17 protein-coding genes and 1 riboswitch are annotated in these 20,915 nt (G+C 47.8%); of the genes, 3 read left to right on the top strand and 14 right to left on the bottom strand.

All coding sequences use genetic code 11. The annotated features are described in order from the left end of the window. Positions 1-98: 98 nt before the first annotated feature. The 8 genes from secA to A4V09_RS23045 all read right to left on the bottom strand — a co-directional run bounded on the left by secA (position 99) and on the right by A4V09_RS23045 (position 7,927). Positions 99-2,669, bottom strand: a complete 2,571-nt coding sequence (gene secA / locus A4V09_RS23080) for a preprotein translocase subunit SecA (protein WP_065544402.1) — start codon at positions 2,667-2,669, stop codon at positions 99-101. Positions 2,670-2,849: 180 nt separating this feature from the next. Beyond that, the gene (locus A4V09_RS23075; RefSeq protein ID WP_242964168.1) at positions 2,850-3,293 is read right to left on the bottom strand and encodes a winged helix-turn-helix domain-containing protein; all 444 of its coding nucleotides are present in this window, start codon (positions 3,291-3,293) and stop codon (positions 2,850-2,852) included. 101 nt (positions 3,294-3,394) lie between these two features. Beyond that, the gene (hpf, locus tag A4V09_RS23070) at positions 3,395-3,934 is read right to left on the bottom strand and encodes a ribosome hibernation-promoting factor, HPF/YfiA family (RefSeq protein ID WP_065544400.1); all 540 of its coding nucleotides are present in this window, start codon (positions 3,932-3,934) and stop codon (positions 3,395-3,397) included. 209 nt (positions 3,935-4,143) lie between these two features. Beyond that, positions 4,144-4,602, bottom strand: coding sequence for a hypothetical protein (locus A4V09_RS23065; protein WP_065544399.1), 459 nt, complete (start codon positions 4,600-4,602; stop codon positions 4,144-4,146). 239 nt (positions 4,603-4,841) lie between these two features. After that, positions 4,842-5,600, bottom strand: a complete 759-nt coding sequence (gene dapB, locus A4V09_RS23060; RefSeq protein ID WP_065544931.1) for a 4-hydroxy-tetrahydrodipicolinate reductase — start codon at positions 5,598-5,600, stop codon at positions 4,842-4,844. Between the two features lie 130 nt (positions 5,601-5,730). Next, entirely contained in the window at positions 5,731-6,621 is an 891-nt protein-coding gene (gene dapA, locus A4V09_RS23055; RefSeq protein WP_065544398.1) for a 4-hydroxy-tetrahydrodipicolinate synthase, read from the bottom strand. Between the two features lie 76 nt (positions 6,622-6,697). Next, the gene (locus A4V09_RS23050) at positions 6,698-7,186 is read right to left on the bottom strand and encodes a cob(I)yrinic acid a,c-diamide adenosyltransferase (RefSeq protein WP_065544397.1); all 489 of its coding nucleotides are present in this window, start codon (positions 7,184-7,186) and stop codon (positions 6,698-6,700) included. Between the two features lie 105 nt (positions 7,187-7,291). Then, entirely contained in the window at positions 7,292-7,927 is a 636-nt protein-coding gene (locus tag A4V09_RS23045; RefSeq protein WP_018593169.1) for a single-stranded DNA-binding protein, read from the bottom strand. Positions 7,928-8,124: 197 nt separating this feature from the next. Between A4V09_RS23045 and typA the strand changes: the two genes are divergently transcribed. Both typA and adhE read left to right on the top strand, forming a co-directional pair. After that, the gene (gene typA / locus A4V09_RS23040; RefSeq protein ID WP_065544396.1) at positions 8,125-9,954 is read left to right on the top strand and encodes a translational GTPase TypA; all 1,830 of its coding nucleotides are present in this window, start codon (positions 8,125-8,127) and stop codon (positions 9,952-9,954) included. A gap of 240 nt (positions 9,955-10,194) precedes the next feature. Next, positions 10,195-12,813 (top strand): bifunctional acetaldehyde-CoA/alcohol dehydrogenase, encoded by a 2,619-nt coding sequence (gene adhE / locus A4V09_RS23035; RefSeq protein ID WP_065544395.1) that lies wholly within the window; start codon positions 10,195-10,197, stop codon positions 12,811-12,813. 149 nt (positions 12,814-12,962) lie between these two features. Here the strand turns inward: adhE and A4V09_RS23030 are convergent, their stop codons facing one another. The 5 genes from A4V09_RS23030 to A4V09_RS23010 form a co-directional block, all read right to left on the bottom strand. Then, on the bottom strand, positions 12,963-13,226 hold the full coding sequence (locus A4V09_RS23030; RefSeq protein ID WP_242963894.1) for a type 1 glutamine amidotransferase family protein: 264 nt from the start codon (positions 13,224-13,226) through the stop codon (positions 12,963-12,965). A gap of 79 nt (positions 13,227-13,305) precedes the next feature. Further along, positions 13,306-14,433: a polysaccharide deacetylase family protein gene (locus tag A4V09_RS23025; protein WP_065544393.1), complete on the bottom strand. Its 1,128-nt coding sequence runs from the start codon at positions 14,431-14,433 to the stop codon at positions 13,306-13,308. Positions 14,434-14,760: 327 nt separating this feature from the next. Beyond that, positions 14,761-16,176, bottom strand: coding sequence for an alanine/glycine:cation symporter family protein (locus A4V09_RS23020; protein WP_065544930.1), 1,416 nt, complete (start codon positions 16,174-16,176; stop codon positions 14,761-14,763). Between the two features lie 127 nt (positions 16,177-16,303). Beyond that, positions 16,304-16,398: riboswitch (glycine riboswitch) on the bottom strand. Positions 16,399-16,546: 148 nt separating this feature from the next. Further along, positions 16,547-17,737, bottom strand: a complete 1,191-nt coding sequence (locus A4V09_RS23015; protein ID WP_065544392.1) for a dicarboxylate/amino acid:cation symporter — start codon at positions 17,735-17,737, stop codon at positions 16,547-16,549. 36 nt (positions 17,738-17,773) lie between these two features. Further along, a complete protein-coding gene (locus A4V09_RS23010; RefSeq protein WP_065544391.1) occupies positions 17,774-18,334 on the bottom strand; it encodes a manganese efflux pump MntP in 561 nt (186 codons plus the stop codon). Between the two features lie 191 nt (positions 18,335-18,525). On the opposite strand from A4V09_RS23010, the gene A4V09_RS23005 reads away from it, so the two are divergent. Next, the gene (locus A4V09_RS23005; protein WP_065544929.1) at positions 18,526-20,100 is read left to right on the top strand and encodes a glycoside hydrolase family 43 protein; all 1,575 of its coding nucleotides are present in this window, start codon (positions 18,526-18,528) and stop codon (positions 20,098-20,100) included. A gap of 103 nt (positions 20,101-20,203) precedes the next feature. Here the strand turns inward: A4V09_RS23005 and A4V09_RS23000 are convergent, their stop codons facing one another. Then, entirely contained in the window at positions 20,204-20,857 is a 654-nt protein-coding gene (locus A4V09_RS23000; protein ID WP_065544390.1) for a CatA-like O-acetyltransferase, read from the bottom strand. Between the last annotated feature and the right edge of the window lie 58 nt (positions 20,858-20,915).

Genomic DNA, 20,915 nt, shown 5'->3' with positions numbered 1-20,915 from the left:
CACACCCGTATACTGACATATACCGGGGCCGTTGCAGCCCGGAAAATCCCCCGGATGTAACAGCCCCGTATATTACTGTGGTCTTTTGTGTGTACTGTTTAAACCGGCTTTCTGCCGCAGCACTGTTTATATTTCTTACCGCTTCCGCAGGGGCAGGGATCATTTGGATATACCTTTTTCTCTGCTCTCTGTACCGGTTTTTTCGGACCGGATTCATCCTTGTTGGTGCCTGTCACCTGGGCAACCTGCTCTCTCTCCACTTTCTGCTCGATCCTTACATGGTACAGCAGACGCAGGGTGGTCTCCTGGATGGCGGAGATCATGGTGTCAAACATTTCATATGCCTGCATCTTATACTCTACCTTTGGATCACGCTGGCCGTACGCCTGCAGACCGATACCCTGGCGGAGCTGGTCCATATCGTCGATGTGATCCATCCACTTCTGGTCGATCACCTTGAGAAGGATCACACGCTCCAGTTCACGAAGCTGCTCCGGTTCCGGGAACTCTGCCTCTTTCTCCTCGTAGAGCTTGACTGCCTCTTCTTTGAGATTCTGTTTTAACTGGTTCTTCTTCAGACCTTTTACTTTTTCTTTTGTGATCGGCTGCAGCGGAATGGTGGGAAGAAGGACACTGTCCAGTTCTCCCAGATCCCATTCTTCAGAATCCAGGTCATCGGAGATGCACATGTCAACCGCATGTTCCACGGTATCGGTGATCATCTTGTAGATAGATTCCCGCATGTTTTCTCCGTCCAGAACCCGGCGTCTTTCTTTATAAATGATCTCGCGCTGCTCGTTGTTTACCTGGTCATATTCCAGCAGATTCTTACGGATTCCGTAGTTGTTGCCCTCAATCTTCTTCTGTGCTTTCTCAATGGCACTGGAGAGCATTTTATGCTCAATCTGCTCGTTCTCCGCAACGCCCAGGGATTTGAACACAGACATCAGCTTCTCGGAACCGAACAGACGCATCAGATCATCTTCCAGGGAAATATAGAAACGGGATTCACCCGGGTCTCCCTGACGTCCGGAACGGCCTCGCAGCTGGTTATCAATTCGTCTTGACTCATGGCGTTCGGTACCGATGATCTTCAGGCCGCCTGCCTGTCTGGACACATCGTCCAGCTTAATATCCGTACCACGGCCGGCCATGTTGGTGGCAATGGTAACCGTTCCCGCCTCACCGGCATGGGCCACGATCTCAGCCTCCATCTCATGGAATTTGGCGTTCAATACCTGGTGCTGGATGCCCTCGCGTTTCAGCATACGGCTTAAAAGCTCCGAAGTCTCAATGGTAATGGTACCAACCAGCACCGGCTGTTTTTTGGCATGTGCTTCTTTGATGGCCTCAACCACAGCACTGAACTTTTCTTTCTTTGTCATATAAACAGCATCGTCGCTGTCAATACGAGCCACCGGCTTGTTGGTGGGGATCTCAATAACATCCATGCCGTAAATGTCACGGAACTCTTTCTCCTCTGTGAGCGCAGTACCGGTCATACCTGACTTCTTGACATATTTGTTAAAGAAGTTCTGGAAAGTGATAGTGGCAAGTGTCTTGCTCTCTCGTCTCACCTTTACATGCTCTTTTGCCTCGATGGCCTGGTGAAGACCGTCTGAGTAACGGCGTCCCGGCATGATACGTCCCGTGAACTCATCCACGATCAGGACTTCGTCGTCTTTTACCACATAATCCTGGTCACGGAACATGAGGTTGTGGGCGCGCAGCGCAAGAATGATATTATGCTGGATCTCCAGATTTTCCGGATCTGCCAGGTTTTCAATGCTGAAGAATTTCTCTACTTTATGGACACCCTGCTCAGTCAGGTTGACGATCTTGTCCTTCTCATTGACAATGAAATCCCCGGTCTCGATGATCTCCTCTCCCATGATGGCTGTCATCTTTGTCATTTCCCCGCTGGCCTCACCGCGCTCCAGCTGTTTTGCCAGTATATCGCAGACTTCGTAAAGACGGGTAGACTTTCCGCTCTGTCCGGAAATAATAAGAGGTGTTCTTGCCTCATCGACCAGCACGGAGTCCACCTCATCAATGATGGCATAGTGCAGATCTCTCTGTACAAGCTGCTCTTTGTAGATCACCATGTTGTCACGCAGGTAGTCGAATCCCAGCTCGTTGTTGGTCACATAAGTGATATCACACGCGTACTGCGTGCGTCTCTCGTCATTTTTCATGGAGTTCAGGACCACACCTACGGTCAGTCCCAAAAACTCATGGACCTTGCCCATCCACTCCGCATCACGGTGTGCCAGGTAATCGTTGACGGTTACAATGTGTACGCCTTGTCCTTCCAGTGCATTTAAATATGCCGGGAGTGTGGAAACAAGGGTTTTACCTTCACCTGTCTTCATCTCGGCAATACGGCCCTGATGAAGGATAATACCGCCGATGAGCTGCACCCTGTAGTGCTCCATATTCAGCACACGCTTGGCAGCCTCTCTCACCGTAGCAAATGCTTCCGGCAGCAGGTCATCCAGTGTCTCTCCTTCTTCCAGACGTTTTTTATATTCCCTGGTCTTACCGCGCAGCTCGTCGTCACTTAACGCCTGCATGGTGGGGCGCAGAGCTTCGATTTTGTCCACAGTGGCAGTGATACGTTTTAATTCCCTCTCACTGTGGGTTCCAAACATTTTTTGAACTAAACTCATGTTTTATGCTCCTAATTTTCCAATTTTCAGACTGCTGTAGGGTTTCCATACAAATAGGAAAACCTATTTTCGTGGATATTATTCCACATTACTTTATATTGTAACACTTTCTTTCTTTGAAAACAACAAAAAAAAGAAGTCCGGCAAACCGGACTCCTCCCCCGCAGGCAGTTTCCTGCGTTACTGCTTCACTCTTTGTTTCTCACTTGCGATCACGGCAGCCCCTATAGCACCTGCATACTGTGCCAGACTGTGGGTACATACCTCCAGCTTCAGATATTCCTGGAGCGTTTTTCGGAATATTCCATATCTTGCCACACCGCCTGTAAAAAACACTTTGGACTCACTTTCAAAGGCTTCAAATTTTTCCAAAAAGCTTCGCCCCTTAGGAGTCAGTACGGAACCGCCCCCATTCCTGCCTCCGGTCTGTTTTGCCACCAGTTCAAACCCCAGTTGGGTTTCCGCATTACGGAGTATCTTCCATGCCTTGCTGTAGGCAATTCCCATCCTCTTCACTGCGGCATTCATGGAACCTTCCGTGTCTATCAGCCGGAGAAGCTGTGCTATCCCTTTTCCAAAAATCTTCTGTCCATCATCACCGCACAGTCGCAGTGATATGTTCATTTTCAAAGTCTTATTCCCCCTTTTTCATTTCAGAATTACTGTAATTCTTTCTTCCAAAAAGGCTCCGGATTCACCGAAGCCTTTTTTCACTCTTATTTTTCTTATTCATTAAAATCCGGCTCGATCAGCCCGTAAGTATTTCCCTTTCTCTTATAAACAACATTCACTTCTTCCGTCTCAGCATTCAGGAAAACGAAAAAGTTGTGTCCTAACAGTTCCATCTGTACACATGCATCTTCTGGATACATAGGTTTGAATCCGAATTTCTTGGTACGGATGATCTTGATCTCGTTGGTATTCTCATCTTCAAAGTCCTTCTCCATAAATGCCTGCTGGAAGGTCCCTGCGTTCTGTTTTTTGTCGATGATTTTTTTCCTATATTTTCGTAACTGTCTTTCGATGATCTCTTCTACCAGGTCGATGGAGACATACATATCGTTACTCACCTGTTCAGAGCGGATGATATTACCTTTTACCGGAATGGTCACCTCAATTTTCTGACGTTCTTTTTCTACGCTCAGTGTTACATGTATCTCGGTGTCATCTGTGAAGAATTTTTCCAGCTTTCCAAGCTTGTCCTCTACCGCACTTCTTAATCCGTCCGTAATATCAATGTTTCTTCCGCTTATAATAAACTTCATGATGTCCAACCCCTTTAACGTGTATTTTACAGGTTGTTTACTCCTGTAATGTATTCTTATTATATCAATATTCCTGCGTTTGTTCAACAGTTTTTAGAAAATTTTAACTATTATAAGTTTTTTGTATAGAGTATTGTTTCCTTACTTTGCAATACACTATATGTAGTGGCAGATACCCGGTTTCCTGGTGTATCTGCCGCATACAGAAATTACGGAGTATTTGTGGTAGTATTGTTGTTATTGTTATTGGCATTGTTGTCTGTGGCATTGTCAGCGTTATTTTCCACTGCGTCGCCTACATCCTCTGCTCCTCTTTTCACATCATCGCCCAGGTCTTCCACACCGTCTTTGATGTCTTCACCAAGGTCACCTACCATGCCGTCGCCTGTGCCGGCTTCTCCGCTTCCTGTACCTGTGTCATTGGCTGCGCCGTTATCTGTTGCAGGATTCTCATTGTTCCTGTCAGTAGTGTTGGCGTCATTTGCCCCATTCTTGTTATCATTCGCCTTGTTGTCACCAGCTTTGTTGTCACCGGCTTTGTTGTCACCGGCTTTGTTGTCCTCTGTTGCTGCATTGTTGTCACCATTATCTGTGGCACCGCATCCGGCTGTCACGCACAGTACACCGGCCAGAAGGACACTTAATAAAAGTTTCTTCATCTTACGCATGGTCGTTTCTCCTTTTCCTCTTTGTACTTAACGATAAAAGGCACTTTATTGGCACTTTTACTGTCACGATTAATATGTGCGTTTCCGTAAGATTTTATGTATGGGCAGATATGCCGGATAAAATGGAAAAACCGCCGTAAAACAACACTGCATCTACACAGTCTTACGGCGGTTTAAAAATAAATTTTAAATTTTTACATAACAGTATAAAGCCCGCACTGCGCACTTCCCGTTAGTGATCAGCCATTGATAACATTGCTCATATTGTACATGCCCGGGCCTTTACCCTTCAGAAATTTGGCAGCCTCCACAGCACCTTTGCCGAATACGGCTTTCGAGTACGCGGTGTGCTTGAATTCGATCACCTCGTCCGGACCTGCGAAAATCACTTCATGTTCTCCCACAATGCTTCCCCCGCGGACAGCAGACAGGCCGATTTCCTTGGCATCACGCTTCTCACGGGTCTGGCTTCTGTCATAGACATAGTGATATCGGTTGTCCATGGCTTCATTCAAGCTGTCCGCCAAAGCCAGGGCCGTACCGCTGGGCGCATCCACCTTCTGGTTGTGGTGCTTTTCAACGATCTCCATGTCAAAGCCTGCCTGGGCCAGAACCTTTGCAGCCTCCTGCACCAGCTTCAGAAGTGTATTGATCCCCAGGGACATATTGGCGGAGCGCAGCACTGCTGTACTCTTGGATGCCTCTGCCACATGCGCAAGCTGCTCCTCACTAAGCCCTGTTGTGCACAGGACCAGAGGCAGCTTCTTTGCCGTACAATAGGCCAATACAGATTCTGTGGCTTTTGCAGATGAAAAATCAATCATCGCATCTGCCTGCACATCACAGTCATTTATATTGGTGAACACCGGATATCCGTTGTCACGGTTATCAACAAGATCTATGCCCGCCACAATACAAGCCTCCGGGTCATCTTTCACAAGTCCGCATATGACCTGCCCCATATGACCGTTGCAGCCGCTCATAATTATTCTAATCATCTTTTGTACCTCTTTCATAGCTGTTCCGTACAGGGCTGTACATTTGCTGCACAGTCTGTACCAAAAAATAAAATTTGCTATCACAAGCTCCATCACCAAAGGCGGTCTTATAAAACGGATATGGCTGGTATTATGCCAGCTTCAGGCCGAATTTTACCATTTCCTCTTTCAGCTTTTCCCTGCCTGCCTCTTCCATCTCTGTGAGCGGGGAACGGAGCGGACCTACCTCCATGCCCATCAGGTTCATGGCAGCTTTTACAGGAATCGGATTAACTTCCAGGAACAGGGCGTTGATCAGAGGCATGGCATTTAACTGCATGTCACAGCTTTCTTTTACATCCCCGTTCAAATATTTTTCTACCATATCATGGGTGTATCTCGGCGCAACGTTGGAGAGCACAGAGATCACACCTTTTCCGCCCAAAGACATAAGCGGTACGATCTGGTTGTCATTTCCGGAATAGATATCAAGCTTTCCTTTGGTCAGAGCAGCCATCTCCGCTACCTGTGCAATGTCCCCGGAAGCTTCCTTGATACCAACAATGTTCTCCACATGCTCCACTAAATATGCAACCGTCTTAGGCTGGATATTAATCCCCGTGCGGCTTGGCACATTGTAGAGGATCACCGGAATTCTAATAGACTCAGCAATTTTTGTGTAATGTTCGATGAGGCCCTTCTGAGTAGCCTTATTATAGTAAGGAGTTACAAGGAGAACTCCGTCTGCACCATACTTTTCCGCCTCTGTGGATAAGTAGATCGCTGTCTCCGTACAGTTCGAGCCGGTTCCGGCGATGACCGGGATCCTCTTATTCACTTTGTCAATTGTGTACTTAATGGTCTCCAGATGTTCTTCATGGGTGAGCGTGGAAGACTCTCCTGTGGTTCCGCAGATCACGATGGAATCTGTACCCTCCTTAATCTGTTCCTCCAGAATTTCTCCCAGTTTTTCAAAATTTACGTCACCATTTTCTTTCATGGGTGTAACGATCGCAACACCTGCACCTGTAAAAATAGCCATTTTTCTCCTCCTTATGTCTGCAATACTGCTTTTTCTTCCTGTGTTATCAGCAACTTTTCGGCTGTTTGTACAGCCTTTATTTTATAACCTCCAGAGAAACAACCCTGTCGGCTGCCTCCCTCAGACGCACGGGCACCACATTACCGGTCAGAATCAGCTCAGTCTCCTCATCCTTCGTCCGGATCAGTTCCTCAACCTCTTCCTCGGTTATGATCCCGAACTCCACCGCTCCCAGAATTTCGTCCAGAATCAGCATGTCACATTCCTGTGTAACCAATACCTTTCTGGCGTAGTTAAGACCATTCCTGATATTGCAGTTTTCTTCCTGCTTCTCCTCATCACTCAGATCTTCGTAATACTTATCCTTTTTCTCAAATCGGAACAGCCTTACATTCGGTTCCAGAACAGACAGGTAATCCAGCTCGGAAGTTGCTCTTCCTTTCAGGCACTGGATGACAATTGCAGTCTTCCCATGACCCACAGCACGTATCGCCTGCCCGATCGCCACACTGGTCTTGCCCTTGCCAGGTCCACAGTATATCTGCACTAATCCTTCATTTTCCATACATTACACCTCTTGCGGATTCTATGACGCTTTATTTAAGAGTTGTGTATATATTACTACACATGGCCAAATAATGCAATATTGGAATCTCAGGCTTCATCTCATTTAGCTGTATGTCTCTCCATATTCCAGCTTGCTTACAGATACCTCGTATGCGATCCTTTTTTCAGTGTCTGTCTCACTCAGCTTCTTAATATATTCCCTGCTCTGGATCCTGCCCCAGATATGCAGGCGTCCGCCCACCTCGAAAGATTTGGCAAAATTGGCGTTTCTGCCCCAGCAGATGCACGGTATGTAGTCGGATTTTCCATAAGGCCTGTTCACAGCCAGCAGGATATCTGCGATCTCCCTGCCCAGCGGCGTCATACGATGGACCGGCGGCTTACAGATATATCCATTCAATTCGATAAGATTTGTCTCTATGGATTCGTCTTCCTCCTCCACAAATGTAAGTTCCCGCACAAACACAGAGAGAACCAGACGGTTTTTCTTCTCCTCATGTCTGTTGTAGGAGCGGAACTGCCCCTGCACTTGTATGTACTCGCCGATATAGCTCTGTGTCACATCCACCAGCCTCTCGGAAACCATGAGCGGTATTCTGTCCTCGGAACCGCTGAGACGCTTTACCAGCACATCCACCATGTAGAATCCTTCTCCGTATACCTCGTGACTTTTCTCAAACTCTGATGCGATGGCTCCCATGATGGATACCTGATTGTTTTCAATTATTTTATCTGCCATTGAATTATTTACCCCTTCCTCTGACTTGTATTTTGTCTATATCATATTTATTCTGGTCATACTTTTTTTAGAACAACTTTTTTTCATTTTTTTGAAAAAAATATTTATTTCCACTTTGTATTTACTCATAAGTGTGATAGAATGTGACTGGATTTAGCCGTAAAAATGCGGTTTTTCCATTAGAAAAGAGGTTATTTATGAAAACGAAAAGAGAAAACATCAGAAACGTAGCAATCATTGCCCATGTTGACCACGGCAAAACGACTCTCGTGGATCAGCTTCTGAAACAGAGCGGTGTCTTCCGCGAAAACCAGGAAGTCCAGGAACGCGTTATGGACTCCAATGATATTGAACGCGAGCGCGGTATCACAATACTTTCTAAAAATACAGCAATTTACTATAAGGATACAAAAATCAATATCATAGATACACCAGGCCATGCAGATTTCGGCGGCGAAGTGGAGCGTGTCCTGAAAATGGTGAACGGCGTCATCCTGCTGGTGGATGCCTTCGAGGGCGCTATGCCCCAGACCAAATTCGTGCTGAAAAAAGCCCTGGAGCTTGACCTGCATGTTATTGTATGTATCAATAAGATCGATCGCCCGGAAGCACGTCCCGATGAGGTGATCGACGAGGTGCTGGAACTCCTTATGGATCTGGATGCCTCTGATGACCAGCTTGACTGTCCGTTCCTGTACGCCTCCGCCAAGGCAGGCCATGCAGTTCTGGACTTATCTGATTCACCGGAGAATATGGAGCCTTTATTTGAGACCATTCTCAAATACATCCCTGCTCCGGAAGGTGACCCGGAAGCAGGCACACAGGTTCTTATCAGCACCATTGACTACAATGAATATGTAGGACGTATTGGTGTGGGCAAGGTGGAGAACGGTTCCATCTCCGTAAACCAGGAAGTGCTCCTTCTGAACCATCATGACCCGGATAAAAAGAAAAAAGTTAAGATCAGCAAACTCTATGAATTCGACGGACTCGGAAAAGTAGAGGTAAAAGAAGCAGGCTTTGGTTCCATTGTAGCCATATCGGGTATTGCGGACATCCATATCGGTGATACCCTCTGCTCACCGGACAATCCGGAAGCCATTCCTTTCCAGAAAATATCAGAGCCCACCATCTCCATGAATTTCCTGGTAAACGACAGCCCGCTGGCAGGTCAGGAAGGTAAATTCATCACCTCCCGCCATTTAAGGGAGCGCCTGATGCGTGAGCTGAATACTGACGTGAGTCTCCGCGTGGAAGATACGGAGAGCACAGACTGCTTTAAAGTATCCGGAAGGGGTGAGCTTCATCTCTCCGTATTGATTGAAAATATGCGCCGGGAAGGCTACGAGTTCGCAGTCAGCAAAGCGGAAGTCATCTATCACGAAGATGAGCGCGGCAAGAAAATGGAACCTGTAGAGATCGCCTATATAGATGTACCGGAAGAATTCTCAGGAACCATCATTAATAAATTAAATGAGCGTAAAGGTGAACTGCAGGGCATGAGCCCGTCAAGTGACGGAACCGTGCGTCTGGAATACCATATCCCTTCCAGAGGACTTATCGGTTTCCGCGGCGATTTCCTTACCTCCACAAAGGGTACCGGAATCATAAACACTGCCTTCGACGGCTACGCTCCGTACAAAGGTGATATGTTCTACCGCAAGCTTGGTTCTTTGATCGCCTTTGAGGCAGGTGAGACCGTAACCTACGGCCTCTTCTCCGCCCAGGACAGAGGTACACTTTTTGTCAGCGCCGGCGAGAAAGTGTACAGCGGTATGGTGATCGGCGAGAGCGCCAAACCGGAAGATATTGAGCTGAATGTATGTAAGACCAAACATCTGACCAATACACGCTCCTCCTCCGCTGATGAAGCCCAGAAGCTCACTCCGCCAAAGGTTCTCAGCCTGGAGCAGGCGCTGGAGTTCATTGACACAGATGAACTGCTTGAAGTGACCCCTAAGTCCCTCAGGATCCGCAAGAAAATTCTGGACGCCCGCCTCCGTAAACGTGAAGGGTATAAAAAATAATAAATGCAGATGCCGTTATACCGTCTTTGGTATAGCGGCATTCTTTTGTCTGTATTTTTCAGAATATTCTGCAATATTCTGACTTTTAATAATTTATACAAAATATTTATTGGTTTTTGTTGTTTTTCCATCCATTTTATGGTAAAATAATTTATACCAACCGATAAGACGGAACATAAAAATTTCAAGTACTTCAATTGAGTAAGGGCTCAAACCCAAAAATTTTTAAGGAGGATTTCTATGGCAAAAAATCCAGAGAACAAAGCCCCGGAACCCGTCAACAGCGTGGAAGCACTGCAGGAAAAAATCGCTTCCATGAGAGAAGCACAGAGAAAGTTTTCCGCCTTCACACAAGAGCAGGTAGACAGGATTTTCTTCGAGGCAGCCATGGCAGCCAACAAACAGCGTATTCCGCTGGCAAAGCTGGCTGTCGCCGAGACCGGAATGGGCATTGTGGAGGACAAAGTTATCAAGAACCATTACGCAGCCGAGTATACTTATAACACATACAAACGTGTTAAGACCTGCGGTGTGGTGGAACAGGACACCTCATACGGCATTAAAAAGATCGCTGAACCGGTGGGCATCGTGGGTGCGGTCATCCCCACCACCAACCCCACATCCACAGCCATCTTCAAATGCCTGATCTGTCTGAAAACAAGAAATGCCATCATCATCAGTCCTCATCCGAGAGCTAAAAAATGTACCATCGAAGCAGCGAAGATCGTACTGGATGCCGCAGTGAAAGCAGGCGCGCCGGAAGGTATTATCGGCTGGGTTGAAGAGCCCACCATTGAGCTTTCCAACGAACTGATGAAATCCGTGGATGTTATCCTGGCAACAGGCGGCCCCGGAATGGTCAAAGCCGCGTACTCCTCCGGGAAACCGGCGATCGGTGTTGGTCCCGGTAATGTCCCTGTTATTATGGACAGCTCCTGTGATGTACCTACGGCGGTATATTCTGTTATCCATTCCAAGACCTTTGACAACGGCATGATCTGTGCTTCTGAGCAGTCCGTTACTGCAGTGGCAGATATCTACGATGATGTGAAAAAGGAATTTATAAAGAGGGGCTGCCATGTGTTAAACAAGACAGACCTTGACAAGGTACGCAAGATCATCCTGACAGAAGCCGGTACCGTCAATCCTAAGATCGTAGGCCAGCCTGCAGCAGTCATTGCAGAGATGGCAGGCGTAATTGTCCCCAAAGAGACGAAAATCCTCATCGGCGAGGTAACTTCCGTGGATATCTCAGAACCATTTGCGCATGAGAAATTATCCCCTGTCCTTGCCCTCTATAAAGCAAAGGACTTTGATACAGCACTAGACATGGCTGACCAGTTAATCAAAGACGGCGGCTATGGACATACTGCATCCTTATATATTCATCCGTCCCAGACGGAGAAAATGGCACAGCACGCAGACCGCATGAAGGCCTGCCGTATCCTGGTCAACACCCCATCCTCCCATGGAGGAATCGGTGACCTTTACAACTTCAAGCTGGCTCCGTCCCTGACCCTGGGCTGCGGTTCCTACGGCGGCAACTCTGTATCCGAGAACGTAGGTGTCAAACACTTGCTGAATACCAAAACCGTTGCCGAAAGGAGAGAGAACATGCTTTGGTTCAGAGTCCCGGAAAAGGTATATTTCAAAAAAGGCTGTCTGCCGGTTGCTCTCGATGAGCTGAAACACGTATACGGCAAGAAAAAAGCCTTCCTGGTAACCGATACATTCCTGTATCAGAACGGCCATACCAAACCTATCACAGACAAACTGGATGAGATGGGCATTCCGTACAGCTGTTTCTTTGATGTAACACCTGACCCCACTCTGCAGTGTGCGCAGAAAGGCCTGGAGCAGTTAAATGCCTTCGGCCCTGATGTGATCATTGCCCTGGGCGGCGGTTCCGCTATGGATGCTGCCAAAATCATGTGGCTCATGTATGAACACCCGGAATGTGATTTTGAGGATTTAGCCATGGACTTCATGGATATCCGCAAGCGAGTCTATGAGTTCCCCAAGATGGGAGAAAAGGCACTGATGGTATCTGTTCCCACATCTTCAGGTACAGGTTCCGAGGTAACACCTTTTGCCATCATCACGGACAAGACCACCGGTACCAAATGGCCTATCGCAGACTATGAACTTCTGCCAAACATGGCGATCATAGATGTGGACTTCATGATGAGCCAGCCAAAGGGACTGACAAGCTCCTCCGGTATTGACGCCCTGACCCATGCCTTAGAAGCATACGCTTCCATTATGGCTACCGATTACACCGATGGTATTGCGCTGAAAGCGGTACAGCTTATCTTTGATTATCTGCCGTCCGCATACGAGAATGGCGCCGGTGACCCGGTTGCAAGAGAGAAAATGGCAAATGCCTCCACACTGGCCGGTATGGCTTTTGCCAATGCATTCCTGGGAATCTGCCACTCCATGGCGCATAAGCTGGGTGCTTACCATCATGTACAGCACGGCATAGCCAACTCCCTGCTGATCGAACTGGTAATGCGCTACAACGCTGACCCGGCTCCGGTTAAGATGGGAACCTTCTCCCAGTACCCTTATCCTCACGCAAAGGAGAGGTACTGCGAGGTTGCACGTTTTATCGGCATCAAGGGCAAAAACGATGATGAAGTGTTTGACAATTTTATCGAGGCCATTGCCAAACTGAAAGAAAGAGTTGGAATCAAGCGGACGATCAGAGAATATGGCATAGATGAGAAAGCATTCCTTGCTACCCTGGACCAGATGGTGGAAGATGCCTTCAATGACCAGTGTACAGGTGCCAACCCCAGATATCCGCTGATGTCTGAGATGAAAGAAATCTATCTGAAAGCTTATTACGGAGAATAAATAATCCTGAAATTTATATGGGCGGGTGTTTTCACCCGCCCATTTCCCCTCTTAGCCCCTTCCTGTTGTCAGAATTTTGACCAATGTACCGGCGCTACCCCCAGATATCCTCTGATGTCTGAGATGAAAGAACTTTACTTAAAGGCATATTATGGCGAATACCTGTGTATTTCAGCATTGCCGGTAAGCTCCGGATGAAAAGCCAGGCCAAGCTGACTGCCATAACGGGCTGCTACTAATTCCGCCAGTGACATCTCTGCATCACCCCACACCTCTTCTATATAAGGCGCCCGTATAAATGTCATGGGAAACTGCCCTATTCCCTTCATGTCCTCAACAGTCTGAAAACTTCCCAACTGCCTGCCGTAAGCATTGCGCCTGACAGTGACCGGCATACCATCCTCTTTAACCATGCCAGTTCTCATGATGGGCATAAAAATACCCCTCAGGCATCTCTGTCTGAGGGGGTATGTCCGTAATTCACCTGCCACACTACTCTACCTGCTGCTCTCCTTCGCCGAAGAAGTAATGAGCGGCACCATTTTCCAGCTTTATACCCTTGGCTTCTGCCAATTCACTTACGGTTACCAGTTTGTAGCCTTGTTCCACCAGTTCCGGGATCACACGGATAGCTGCTTTTACAGACCATTCATGAATATCGTGCATCAGGACGATAGAACCGTCTTTAACATTGTCAACGGTCACCTGATACGTCTGGTCCTCACTCTTAGTCAACCAGTCCTTTGTATCAATACTCCACATGATCACCGGCATCCCAACTGCGGCCTGCACGGACTCATTATAAGCGCCGCCCGGCGGGCGCATCACAGTCGCAGGCACACCTGCCGCACTGGAAATGGCATCATTGGTCCTTGTGATCTGACTGGTGACACTCTCAGAATCTAACGTAGTCAGATCCAGATGGTCATATGTATGATTCCCCAGTTCCATACCGGTATCCTTCAAATCCTTCACTACATCAGGAAACGCCGCTGCATTGGAACCCAGCATAAAGAATGTAGCCTTTGCATTATTTTTTGTCAGACAATCCAGCAGTTCTTCTGTATGTTCCCCCGGACCATCATCAAAAGTCAAGGCAACCATGGGCCGCTTCTTTGTCTCATCGTATTTTCCGCTGTCATCAAAAAAGTAGTCTTCACCTTCCAGCTCCAGCCATCCGGTTTTCATATAGCCGTTCTCATCAAAATAGTATTTCGAGCCGTCAATCTCTTTCCAGCCACCTTTAAAAAAGGTTCCGTCCGTGTCACGGTACCACCAGCCCTTGTCGTCCTGCTGCCAGCCCATCACACCGGCGGATGTCATTTTCGCCAAATCTGCGGCTCCCATAACCGGCTGTTTTGTGGCTGCTGATGTGTCTTCCTGGGAGGTAGTCTGAGCCTTAACCTCCACAGCGCCTTCTTTCGGGACCCCTGTCTTACCCGAAATCAGCTTATGTATGCCTGTTCCCACCAGACCGATCACCAGCACCAATACTGCTGCCATAGCTACCAGGCGCATTATCCTTCGTCTGCGCATCTGCCGCTTCTTCTCAAGCCTTCGTCTGCGCATGCGTTCCTGTCTTCGCCGCTCGTACTCCAGATCTCTTTCGTCTTCCATCATTATACTCCCATCTCCGCTTACACTAGATATTCCATTTCATGATACCTTTTTTCTCGACAAGTTGCAACAGCAAATCTCTTAATTTTCCTTAAACCGGACGACTTTCTTTGTTCTTATTATAATACATTTCGACAAGTTTGCATAGTCTAATCTTTACTATTTTTATCCATTTTTTTGTATAAAAAATCCAGAAGGGAAATTACGGCTGCTTTTCTGACTGACAGCCGTTTTTTCACTTCCGGATGTTCCAGAGTATGTCTGTATCCATTACTATACACCTCTGGCCATATCTCTGCTCTCTACAATTAAGCCTGCACCTCTGAAATATCATTCAGCAGCTTTCCCGAAATAAGCTTTTGTCTCCGCAAACACTACACGGCTCAGAGCTGCCAGCGCGATCAGATTGGGGAATGCCATGAGGGCATTGAAGATATCGGCAATGTTCCATACAGCCTGCACAGTCATATAAGGTCCGATAAAAATTGCCAGGATATACAGCCAGCGGTACCCCTTGACCACCTTCCTGTTTCTGTTGAAGAGATATTCAATGCAGCGCTCCCCATAATAATTCCATCCCAGGATGGTAGTAAAGGCAAAAAACACAAGGCATACCATCAGCACTACCGACGCCACAACAGGTGGAAACGGCAGCCCTTTCTGGAATGCGGCGGTTGTAATAGCCACACCCTCCAGTCCTGCGTTCCAGGTTCCTGTCACAACGATGGACAGGCCTGTCATTGTGCATATGACAATAGTGTCAATAAAAGTACCCGTCATAGATACAAGACCCTGACGAACCGGAGATTTTGTCTGTGCTGCCGCGGCTGCGATAGGCGCACTGCCAAGTCCCGCTTCATTGGAGAAAATACCTCTGGCAATTCCCTTCTGCATGGCAACCATCATGGTTCCCATGGCACCTCCCGCCAGGGCGCTGCCGGAAAACGCGCTTTTTACAATAGACACTGCAGCAGCCGGAATCTCTCCCAGATGGGTCACAAGGATAATAAACGCAAATATAAAATATAAAACAGCCATAAACGGCACAACAACCTGAGAAACCTGTGCAATCCGCTTCAGCCCGCCGATGACTACCAGGCCCACGCACACAGTCAGAATAAGACCCGCGATGACGGTGGCAATAGAGTAACTGCCGCCCAGCAGAGATACCGTATTGGCTTTTTCCGGGTCAAAAAAGTTGCATACCGCAGAGGATATACCATTTACCTGGGTAAAGGTCCCGATTCCCAGAAGCCCCACGCCGGCTCCGAAAAAGGCGAATATCTTAGCCAGCCATCTCCACCTGACTCCCATTCCGTTTTCTATATAATAAAAAGGTCCGCCCAGCACATGCCCGTCACTGTCAATGGTACGGTATTTTATGGCAAGAACGCCCTCTGCGTATTTTGTGGCCATACCGAAGAAGGCTGCCAGCACCATCCAGAACAGCGCTCCCGGGCCGCCTGCCGCAAGAGCGGTTGCCACTCCCACAATATTACCCGTACCGATGGTGGCTGACATGGCTGTACAGAGGGCGCCGAAGCTGGTCACCTCACCGTTGCCCCCATCCTCATTCTTAACCATGAACTTCAGTGCTTTTCCCAGATGCCTGATCTGTAAAAATCCCATTCTCACCGTCAGGTAAATACCTATCGTTAGGATCAAAACGATCAGCGGCGGTCCCCACACCACCTGGTCAAACCATGTGATAAAGTGATTCACTTTCTGCAAAACTACCTGTAACATTTTTTCTTCCGTCCTCTCTTTTTCATAAATACCACACGCCGTATGTTTTCTGTTATCATAAACAAAAAAGACTGTGGTTTCCCACAGCCTCCATAAGAGTACGACAAAACATATACAAGATATTATCTGTGTATACTCTGTCCTTTTGCCTGAGAGATTGGCAGCTGATGAAACTGCTGTACACCTTCGGCGCTCTTACTGAGACTCTCCAGAGTCGTTGTTTTCACAACGTTTTATACTTTATCATATTCGTCTGACAAACACAAGTGTTTTTTTTCATACAGTCCGGCCTTCTGCCAACTTGTTCTGGCAAGACAAACGCCGGGCTGCATGAAATGCAGTCCGGCGCAGACCTGTTGAACGATCACGATCAGAATTCTATATTCAGCTCCTGCTCTTTCACATTGTGTTTCTCCGCATATCCTGTTAAAAACAGAGTCAGGGCACCGTCTCCGGTCACATTGCAGGCTGTTCCGAAGCTGTCCTGAAGCGCGAAGATCGTCAGCATCAGAGCGGTTCCCGTCTCATCAAAGAGCAGGACACCTGTAATAAGCCCCAGGGACGCCATAACCGTACCGCCCGGCACACCAGGAGCTCCGATGGCAAACACACCCAGCAGCATACAGAACAGCACCATCATCCCCACAGACGGCAGCTCACCATAGAGTATTTTAGATACTGTCATGACAAAGAACACCTCTGTCAGCACAGAACCGCACAGGTGGATATTTGCAAACAGCGGGATACCGAAATTCACCATATCTTTTCTCAGGACTTTTGACTTTCTTGCACCCTCAAGAGCCACTGCCAGAGTCGCTGCACTGGACATAGTACCCACTGCGGTCAGATAAGCAGGTCCGTAGTATTTCAGAACTTCCATCGGGTTTTTTCCGGAATATGCACCGGCTATACCGTACAGAAGCGCAAGCCAGATGTAATGTCCTGCCATGACGATGACAATGACTTTTAAAAATACGGGAAGCTGCTTTGTGATCGTTCCCTCATATGCCAGTCCGCAGAAGGTGGAAGCAATGAAAAACGGCAGTATGGGAATAATGAATTTTGTCACGATCTTCAGCACGATTTTCTGGAACTCATCCAGAATGGCGGTTGTATAGCGGGCTTTTGTCCACGCTGCCGCCAGACCCAGCATGATGGAAAATACCAGCGCACTCATAACCGGCATGATCTGCGGGATATCAAGCTGGAACACCACATTGGGCAGTTCCTTCAGCCCCTCCACCTCAGACTGTATGGACAGGTGGGGAATCAGCCCGTAGCCTGCCCCCATTGCCATAAATGCAGCTCCTATGGAAGAAATGTAGGCGATGGACAAGGCCACGCCCAGCATTTTTGACGCGTTATTTCCCATCTTGGTGATGGACGGCGCAATAAATCCAATAATGATCAGGGGAACACAGAAGGTGATCACCTGCCCCAGAATGTATTTGACAGTCACCACCACATTCATGACAGCCTCGTTTGCCACAAGGCCGATCACCATACCCAGAACTACGCCGATCAACAGACGCACCGGAAGGCTTTTAAACAATTTTTTCATCTCATTTCTCCTCTCTCTTTTTTGATTCTTTGTTTATCACAGTATACCCAGATGCTCCAACAGTATTTTCAACCCCAGGAGCACCAGTATAATACCGCCCGCAAGTTCCGCTTTGGCTTTGTACTTTGTGCCAAAGACATTTCCCACCTTCACTCCAAAGATGGAACAGACAAATGTGACAATGCCGATGAAGCTGGCAGCTGGAACGATGGCCACATCCAGAAAGGCAAAGGTGATCCCCACTGCCAGCGCGTCAATGCTGGTTGCCACAGCCAGAGGGAACATGGTCTTTACATCCACCCCGGCCACAGGACAGGATTCTCCTTTATCCAGGGACTCCCGTATCATATTGATACCGATAAATCCCAGCAGGATAAAAGCGATCCAATGGTCAATGGCAGTTATTTTGCTCTTGAACTGTACTCCCAGCAGATAACCGATCACCGGCATCAACGCCTGGAATCCGCCAAACCAGAGGCCAATGGCTGTCATGTTCTTTATGCTCAGCTTCTCCATGGAAAGCCCTTTGCAGATAGAAACAGCAAAAGCATCCATGGACAGGCCAACCGCCAGCGTAAATAACGTTAATAAATCCATAGTTTTCTCCTGTTCATATGTATTATGTTACTACTTTCATTGTATTGCCCATTATACTATACGGAGCTGGTTTTGTAAAAATGTTTTTATCACGTTTTTTTCCAGGGAAAAGGCGTTTTTTTCTATTTACCAAAATGGATTCCCTGCCTATAATGAAGAAAATGGAGAAATTTTGTAAAGGAGAATACGATATGCTAAAAGAAACTTTTCACAACCCGCTTCTGCCGGGTTTCTACCCGGACCCATCCATCTGCCGTGTGGGAGATGACTACTACATGGTGACCTCATCCTTTGTCTACTATCCAGGACTTCCCATTTTCCACAGCAGGGATCTGGTCCACTGGGAGCAGATCGGCCACGGCATCCACAGGCCGGATCAACTCAACTACAAAAACTGCGAAACCAGTGAGGGGCTTTGGGCACCCAGCATCCGTTTCCATGAAGGGACCTTTTATATTATTAATACGTTCGTTTCCGAAGGACGTGAGGCAAAACGCGATAATTATATCATAACAGCAAAAAATCCTGCAGGACCCTGGAGTGACCCGGTTGTGGTGGACGGTGCTGACGGCATCGACTCCAGCCTGTTTTTTGATGATGACGGCTCTGTATGGTACGTGGGTAACTTCATCAGTGAGGAGAAGCTCTATGAAGGGCATCACGGTATTTACTTAAATGAATTAGACCCTGATACCCTGCAGTTCAAAGGCCCCAGAACCATTATCTGGGACGGAAAGAAAACAAGAAGCAAGTGGATCGAGGCCCCCCATATTTATAAAAAGGACGGATATTATTACCTGTTAGTGGCAGAGGGCGGTACCTTTGTCACCCACAGTGTACAGATGGGGCGCTGCCGTACCATTGACGGTGATTATGAGATCTGCCCCAGAAATCCTATTCTGACACACAGGCATATGCCTCTCCTGAATCCAATCTCCGTTACCGGACATGCAGATATTGTGGATACCCAGAACGGGGAATGGTGGATGGTGCTGCTTGCTGTGCGCCCCTACCAGGGCGGGCACTACAATCTTGGACGCGAGACTTTCATGGTGCCTTTTGTATGGGCAGAAGACGGCTGGCCTATGATCGACAATGAAACAGGGCTTGTGCAGGAGGAGGAGCGTCTTCCCAAACTGCCGCGCACCATATATCCGCTTATGCCGGAATCCGACAATTTTGAAGACGAAACCCTCCAGATGCAGTGGAATACCATCCACCCTCCAGTAGAAGCCTTCTATTCCCTCACAGAGCGCCCCGGCTTTCTGCGCCTTATGACAAGACCTCAGGTCATGGAAGAGATCTGCACCCCGTCTTTCATCGGACGCAGACAGCGGCACAAAAGCTTTTTGGCAAAAACCGCCATGGAGTTCCAGCCTGCTTCAGACTGTGAGGAGGCAGGTATAGCGCTGGTACAGGATGACCGTTTCCACTATCTGATGGTTATGAAGAAAAAAGACGGCACACCTTTCCTGCAGTTCTACAAAACAGAAAACGGCTGCCGCACTCTGGTAAAAGAAACAGAAATAAAGGACAGCAGACGCCTGTATTTAAGTGTTCAGGGAAATACCACTGACTACGATTTTTATTATGGGTACAGCGAATCCGAACTGCTTCCTTTCCTGTCCGGGGTGGACGCCTCTCTTTTAAGCTCTGTTGTAAACAACGGGTTTACAGGTGTATATCTGGGCATGTATACCAGTTCCAACCACCAGCCCAGTACCGGTCACGCTGACTTTGACTGGTTCCAGTATCAGGGTCAGTAATCTTTATTATGTAAACTCACAGGCCGGGGCGCAGATATCCGCGTCCCGGCCTGGTCATCTGTATCTGTGCAGGAACCCAGACTCCTGCCCGCGGCTGTACAGGCTATGCAGAAAACGTATCCAGATTTTCCTGGAGCATACGGAAAAATTTCTCTGCATGATACCCGTCATTTGCTGCATGGTTAAAGTTTCCCGTCACGGACATCTTCATCCTTCCGTCCCTCTCCTGATATTTTCCCACTGTGATAAAAGGTATGTAACTCTCGCTGCCCGATCCTGGATTTACGAAGGAAGCCGGACGCACATAGCAGATGGACGCATACGCCGTGTTCGGCAATATGGTTATGTCCACGCAGCCCGGGACAGGATTCCCGTAATAGTACAGGGTGCTGCCGTTCTCGGCCTTCTCCTTATCTTCCAGAAACGCTTTATAGAAGCTGTTAAAATCCTTGTCAAAATTGGTGACCATATGCGTAAACAGATGCCCTTCCCCTTTACGCATAAGCGTATAGCAAGGGCTCAGGCTCTCGTAATACCCTATGGCTCCGTCCACTTTTGCACAGCGGAAATCCACATCACTGTTTACCGTATTGGCAATACACCAGCATATGGACGGATAGAATTTATAACCTTTCTCATGTATGGCCCCTAAAAAATCCGTGACATCTGCCTCCGCGGTCAGATTATAAGTATATCCTGCAAAACGTTCAAAAATTTCTTTTCTCTCCCAATTCTCATAGTCAATTGTATAGAACATAGCCGCCTCCTTGATCTGTTCCTTTTTCTTACAGCATATCTTTTTTTCACAGATTGCA

It is taken from the genome of Blautia pseudococcoides (assembly GCF_001689125.2).
GTDB classification, from domain to species: Bacteria; Bacillota; Clostridia; order Lachnospirales; family Lachnospiraceae; genus Blautia; species Blautia pseudococcoides.
This window is presented reverse-complemented; position numbering and strand designations above follow the sequence as displayed.

What these genes read in the sequence shown, in the direction of transcription:
- A4V09_RS23075 (WP_242964168.1), bottom strand. Translation starts at nt 3,293, where the DNA reads ATGAACATATCACTGCGACTGTGCGGTGATGATGGACAGAAGATTTTT.
- A4V09_RS23010 (WP_065544391.1), bottom strand. Translation starts at nt 18,334, where the DNA reads ATGGATTTATTAACGTTATTTACGCTGGCGGTTGGCCTGTCCATGGAT.
- A4V09_RS23025 (WP_065544393.1), bottom strand. Translation starts at nt 14,433, where the DNA reads ATGATGGAAGACGAAAGAGATCTGGAGTACGAGCGGCGAAGACAGGAA.
- adhE (WP_065544395.1), top strand. Translation starts at nt 10,195, where the DNA reads ATGGCAAAAAATCCAGAGAACAAAGCCCCGGAACCCGTCAACAGCGTG.
- A4V09_RS23015 (WP_065544392.1), bottom strand. Translation starts at nt 17,737, where the DNA reads ATGAAAAAATTGTTTAAAAGCCTTCCGGTGCGTCTGTTGATCGGCGTA.
- A4V09_RS23005 (WP_065544929.1), top strand. Translation starts at nt 18,526, where the DNA reads ATGCTAAAAGAAACTTTTCACAACCCGCTTCTGCCGGGTTTCTACCCG.
- dapA (WP_065544398.1), bottom strand. Translation starts at nt 6,621, where the DNA reads ATGGCTATTTTTACAGGTGCAGGTGTTGCGATCGTTACACCCATGAAA.
- A4V09_RS23065 (WP_065544399.1), bottom strand. Translation starts at nt 4,602, where the DNA reads ATGCGTAAGATGAAGAAACTTTTATTAAGTGTCCTTCTGGCCGGTGTA.
- hpf (WP_065544400.1), bottom strand. Translation starts at nt 3,934, where the DNA reads ATGAAGTTTATTATAAGCGGAAGAAACATTGATATTACGGACGGATTA.
- A4V09_RS23050 (WP_065544397.1), bottom strand. Translation starts at nt 7,186, where the DNA reads ATGGAAAATGAAGGATTAGTGCAGATATACTGTGGACCTGGCAAGGGC.
- dapB (WP_065544931.1), bottom strand. Translation starts at nt 5,600, where the DNA reads ATGATTAGAATAATTATGAGCGGCTGCAACGGTCATATGGGGCAGGTC.
- typA (WP_065544396.1), top strand. Translation starts at nt 8,125, where the DNA reads ATGAAAACGAAAAGAGAAAACATCAGAAACGTAGCAATCATTGCCCAT.
- A4V09_RS23020 (WP_065544930.1), bottom strand. Translation starts at nt 16,176, where the DNA reads ATGTTACAGGTAGTTTTGCAGAAAGTGAATCACTTTATCACATGGTTT.
- A4V09_RS23000 (WP_065544390.1), bottom strand. Translation starts at nt 20,857, where the DNA reads ATGTTCTATACAATTGACTATGAGAATTGGGAGAGAAAAGAAATTTTT.
- A4V09_RS23045 (WP_018593169.1), bottom strand. Translation starts at nt 7,927, where the DNA reads ATGGCAGATAAAATAATTGAAAACAATCAGGTATCCATCATGGGAGCC.
- secA (WP_065544402.1), bottom strand. Translation starts at nt 2,669, where the DNA reads ATGAGTTTAGTTCAAAAAATGTTTGGAACCCACAGTGAGAGGGAATTA.
- A4V09_RS23030 (WP_242963894.1), bottom strand. Translation starts at nt 13,226, where the DNA reads ATGGTTAAAGAGGATGGTATGCCGGTCACTGTCAGGCGCAATGCTTAC.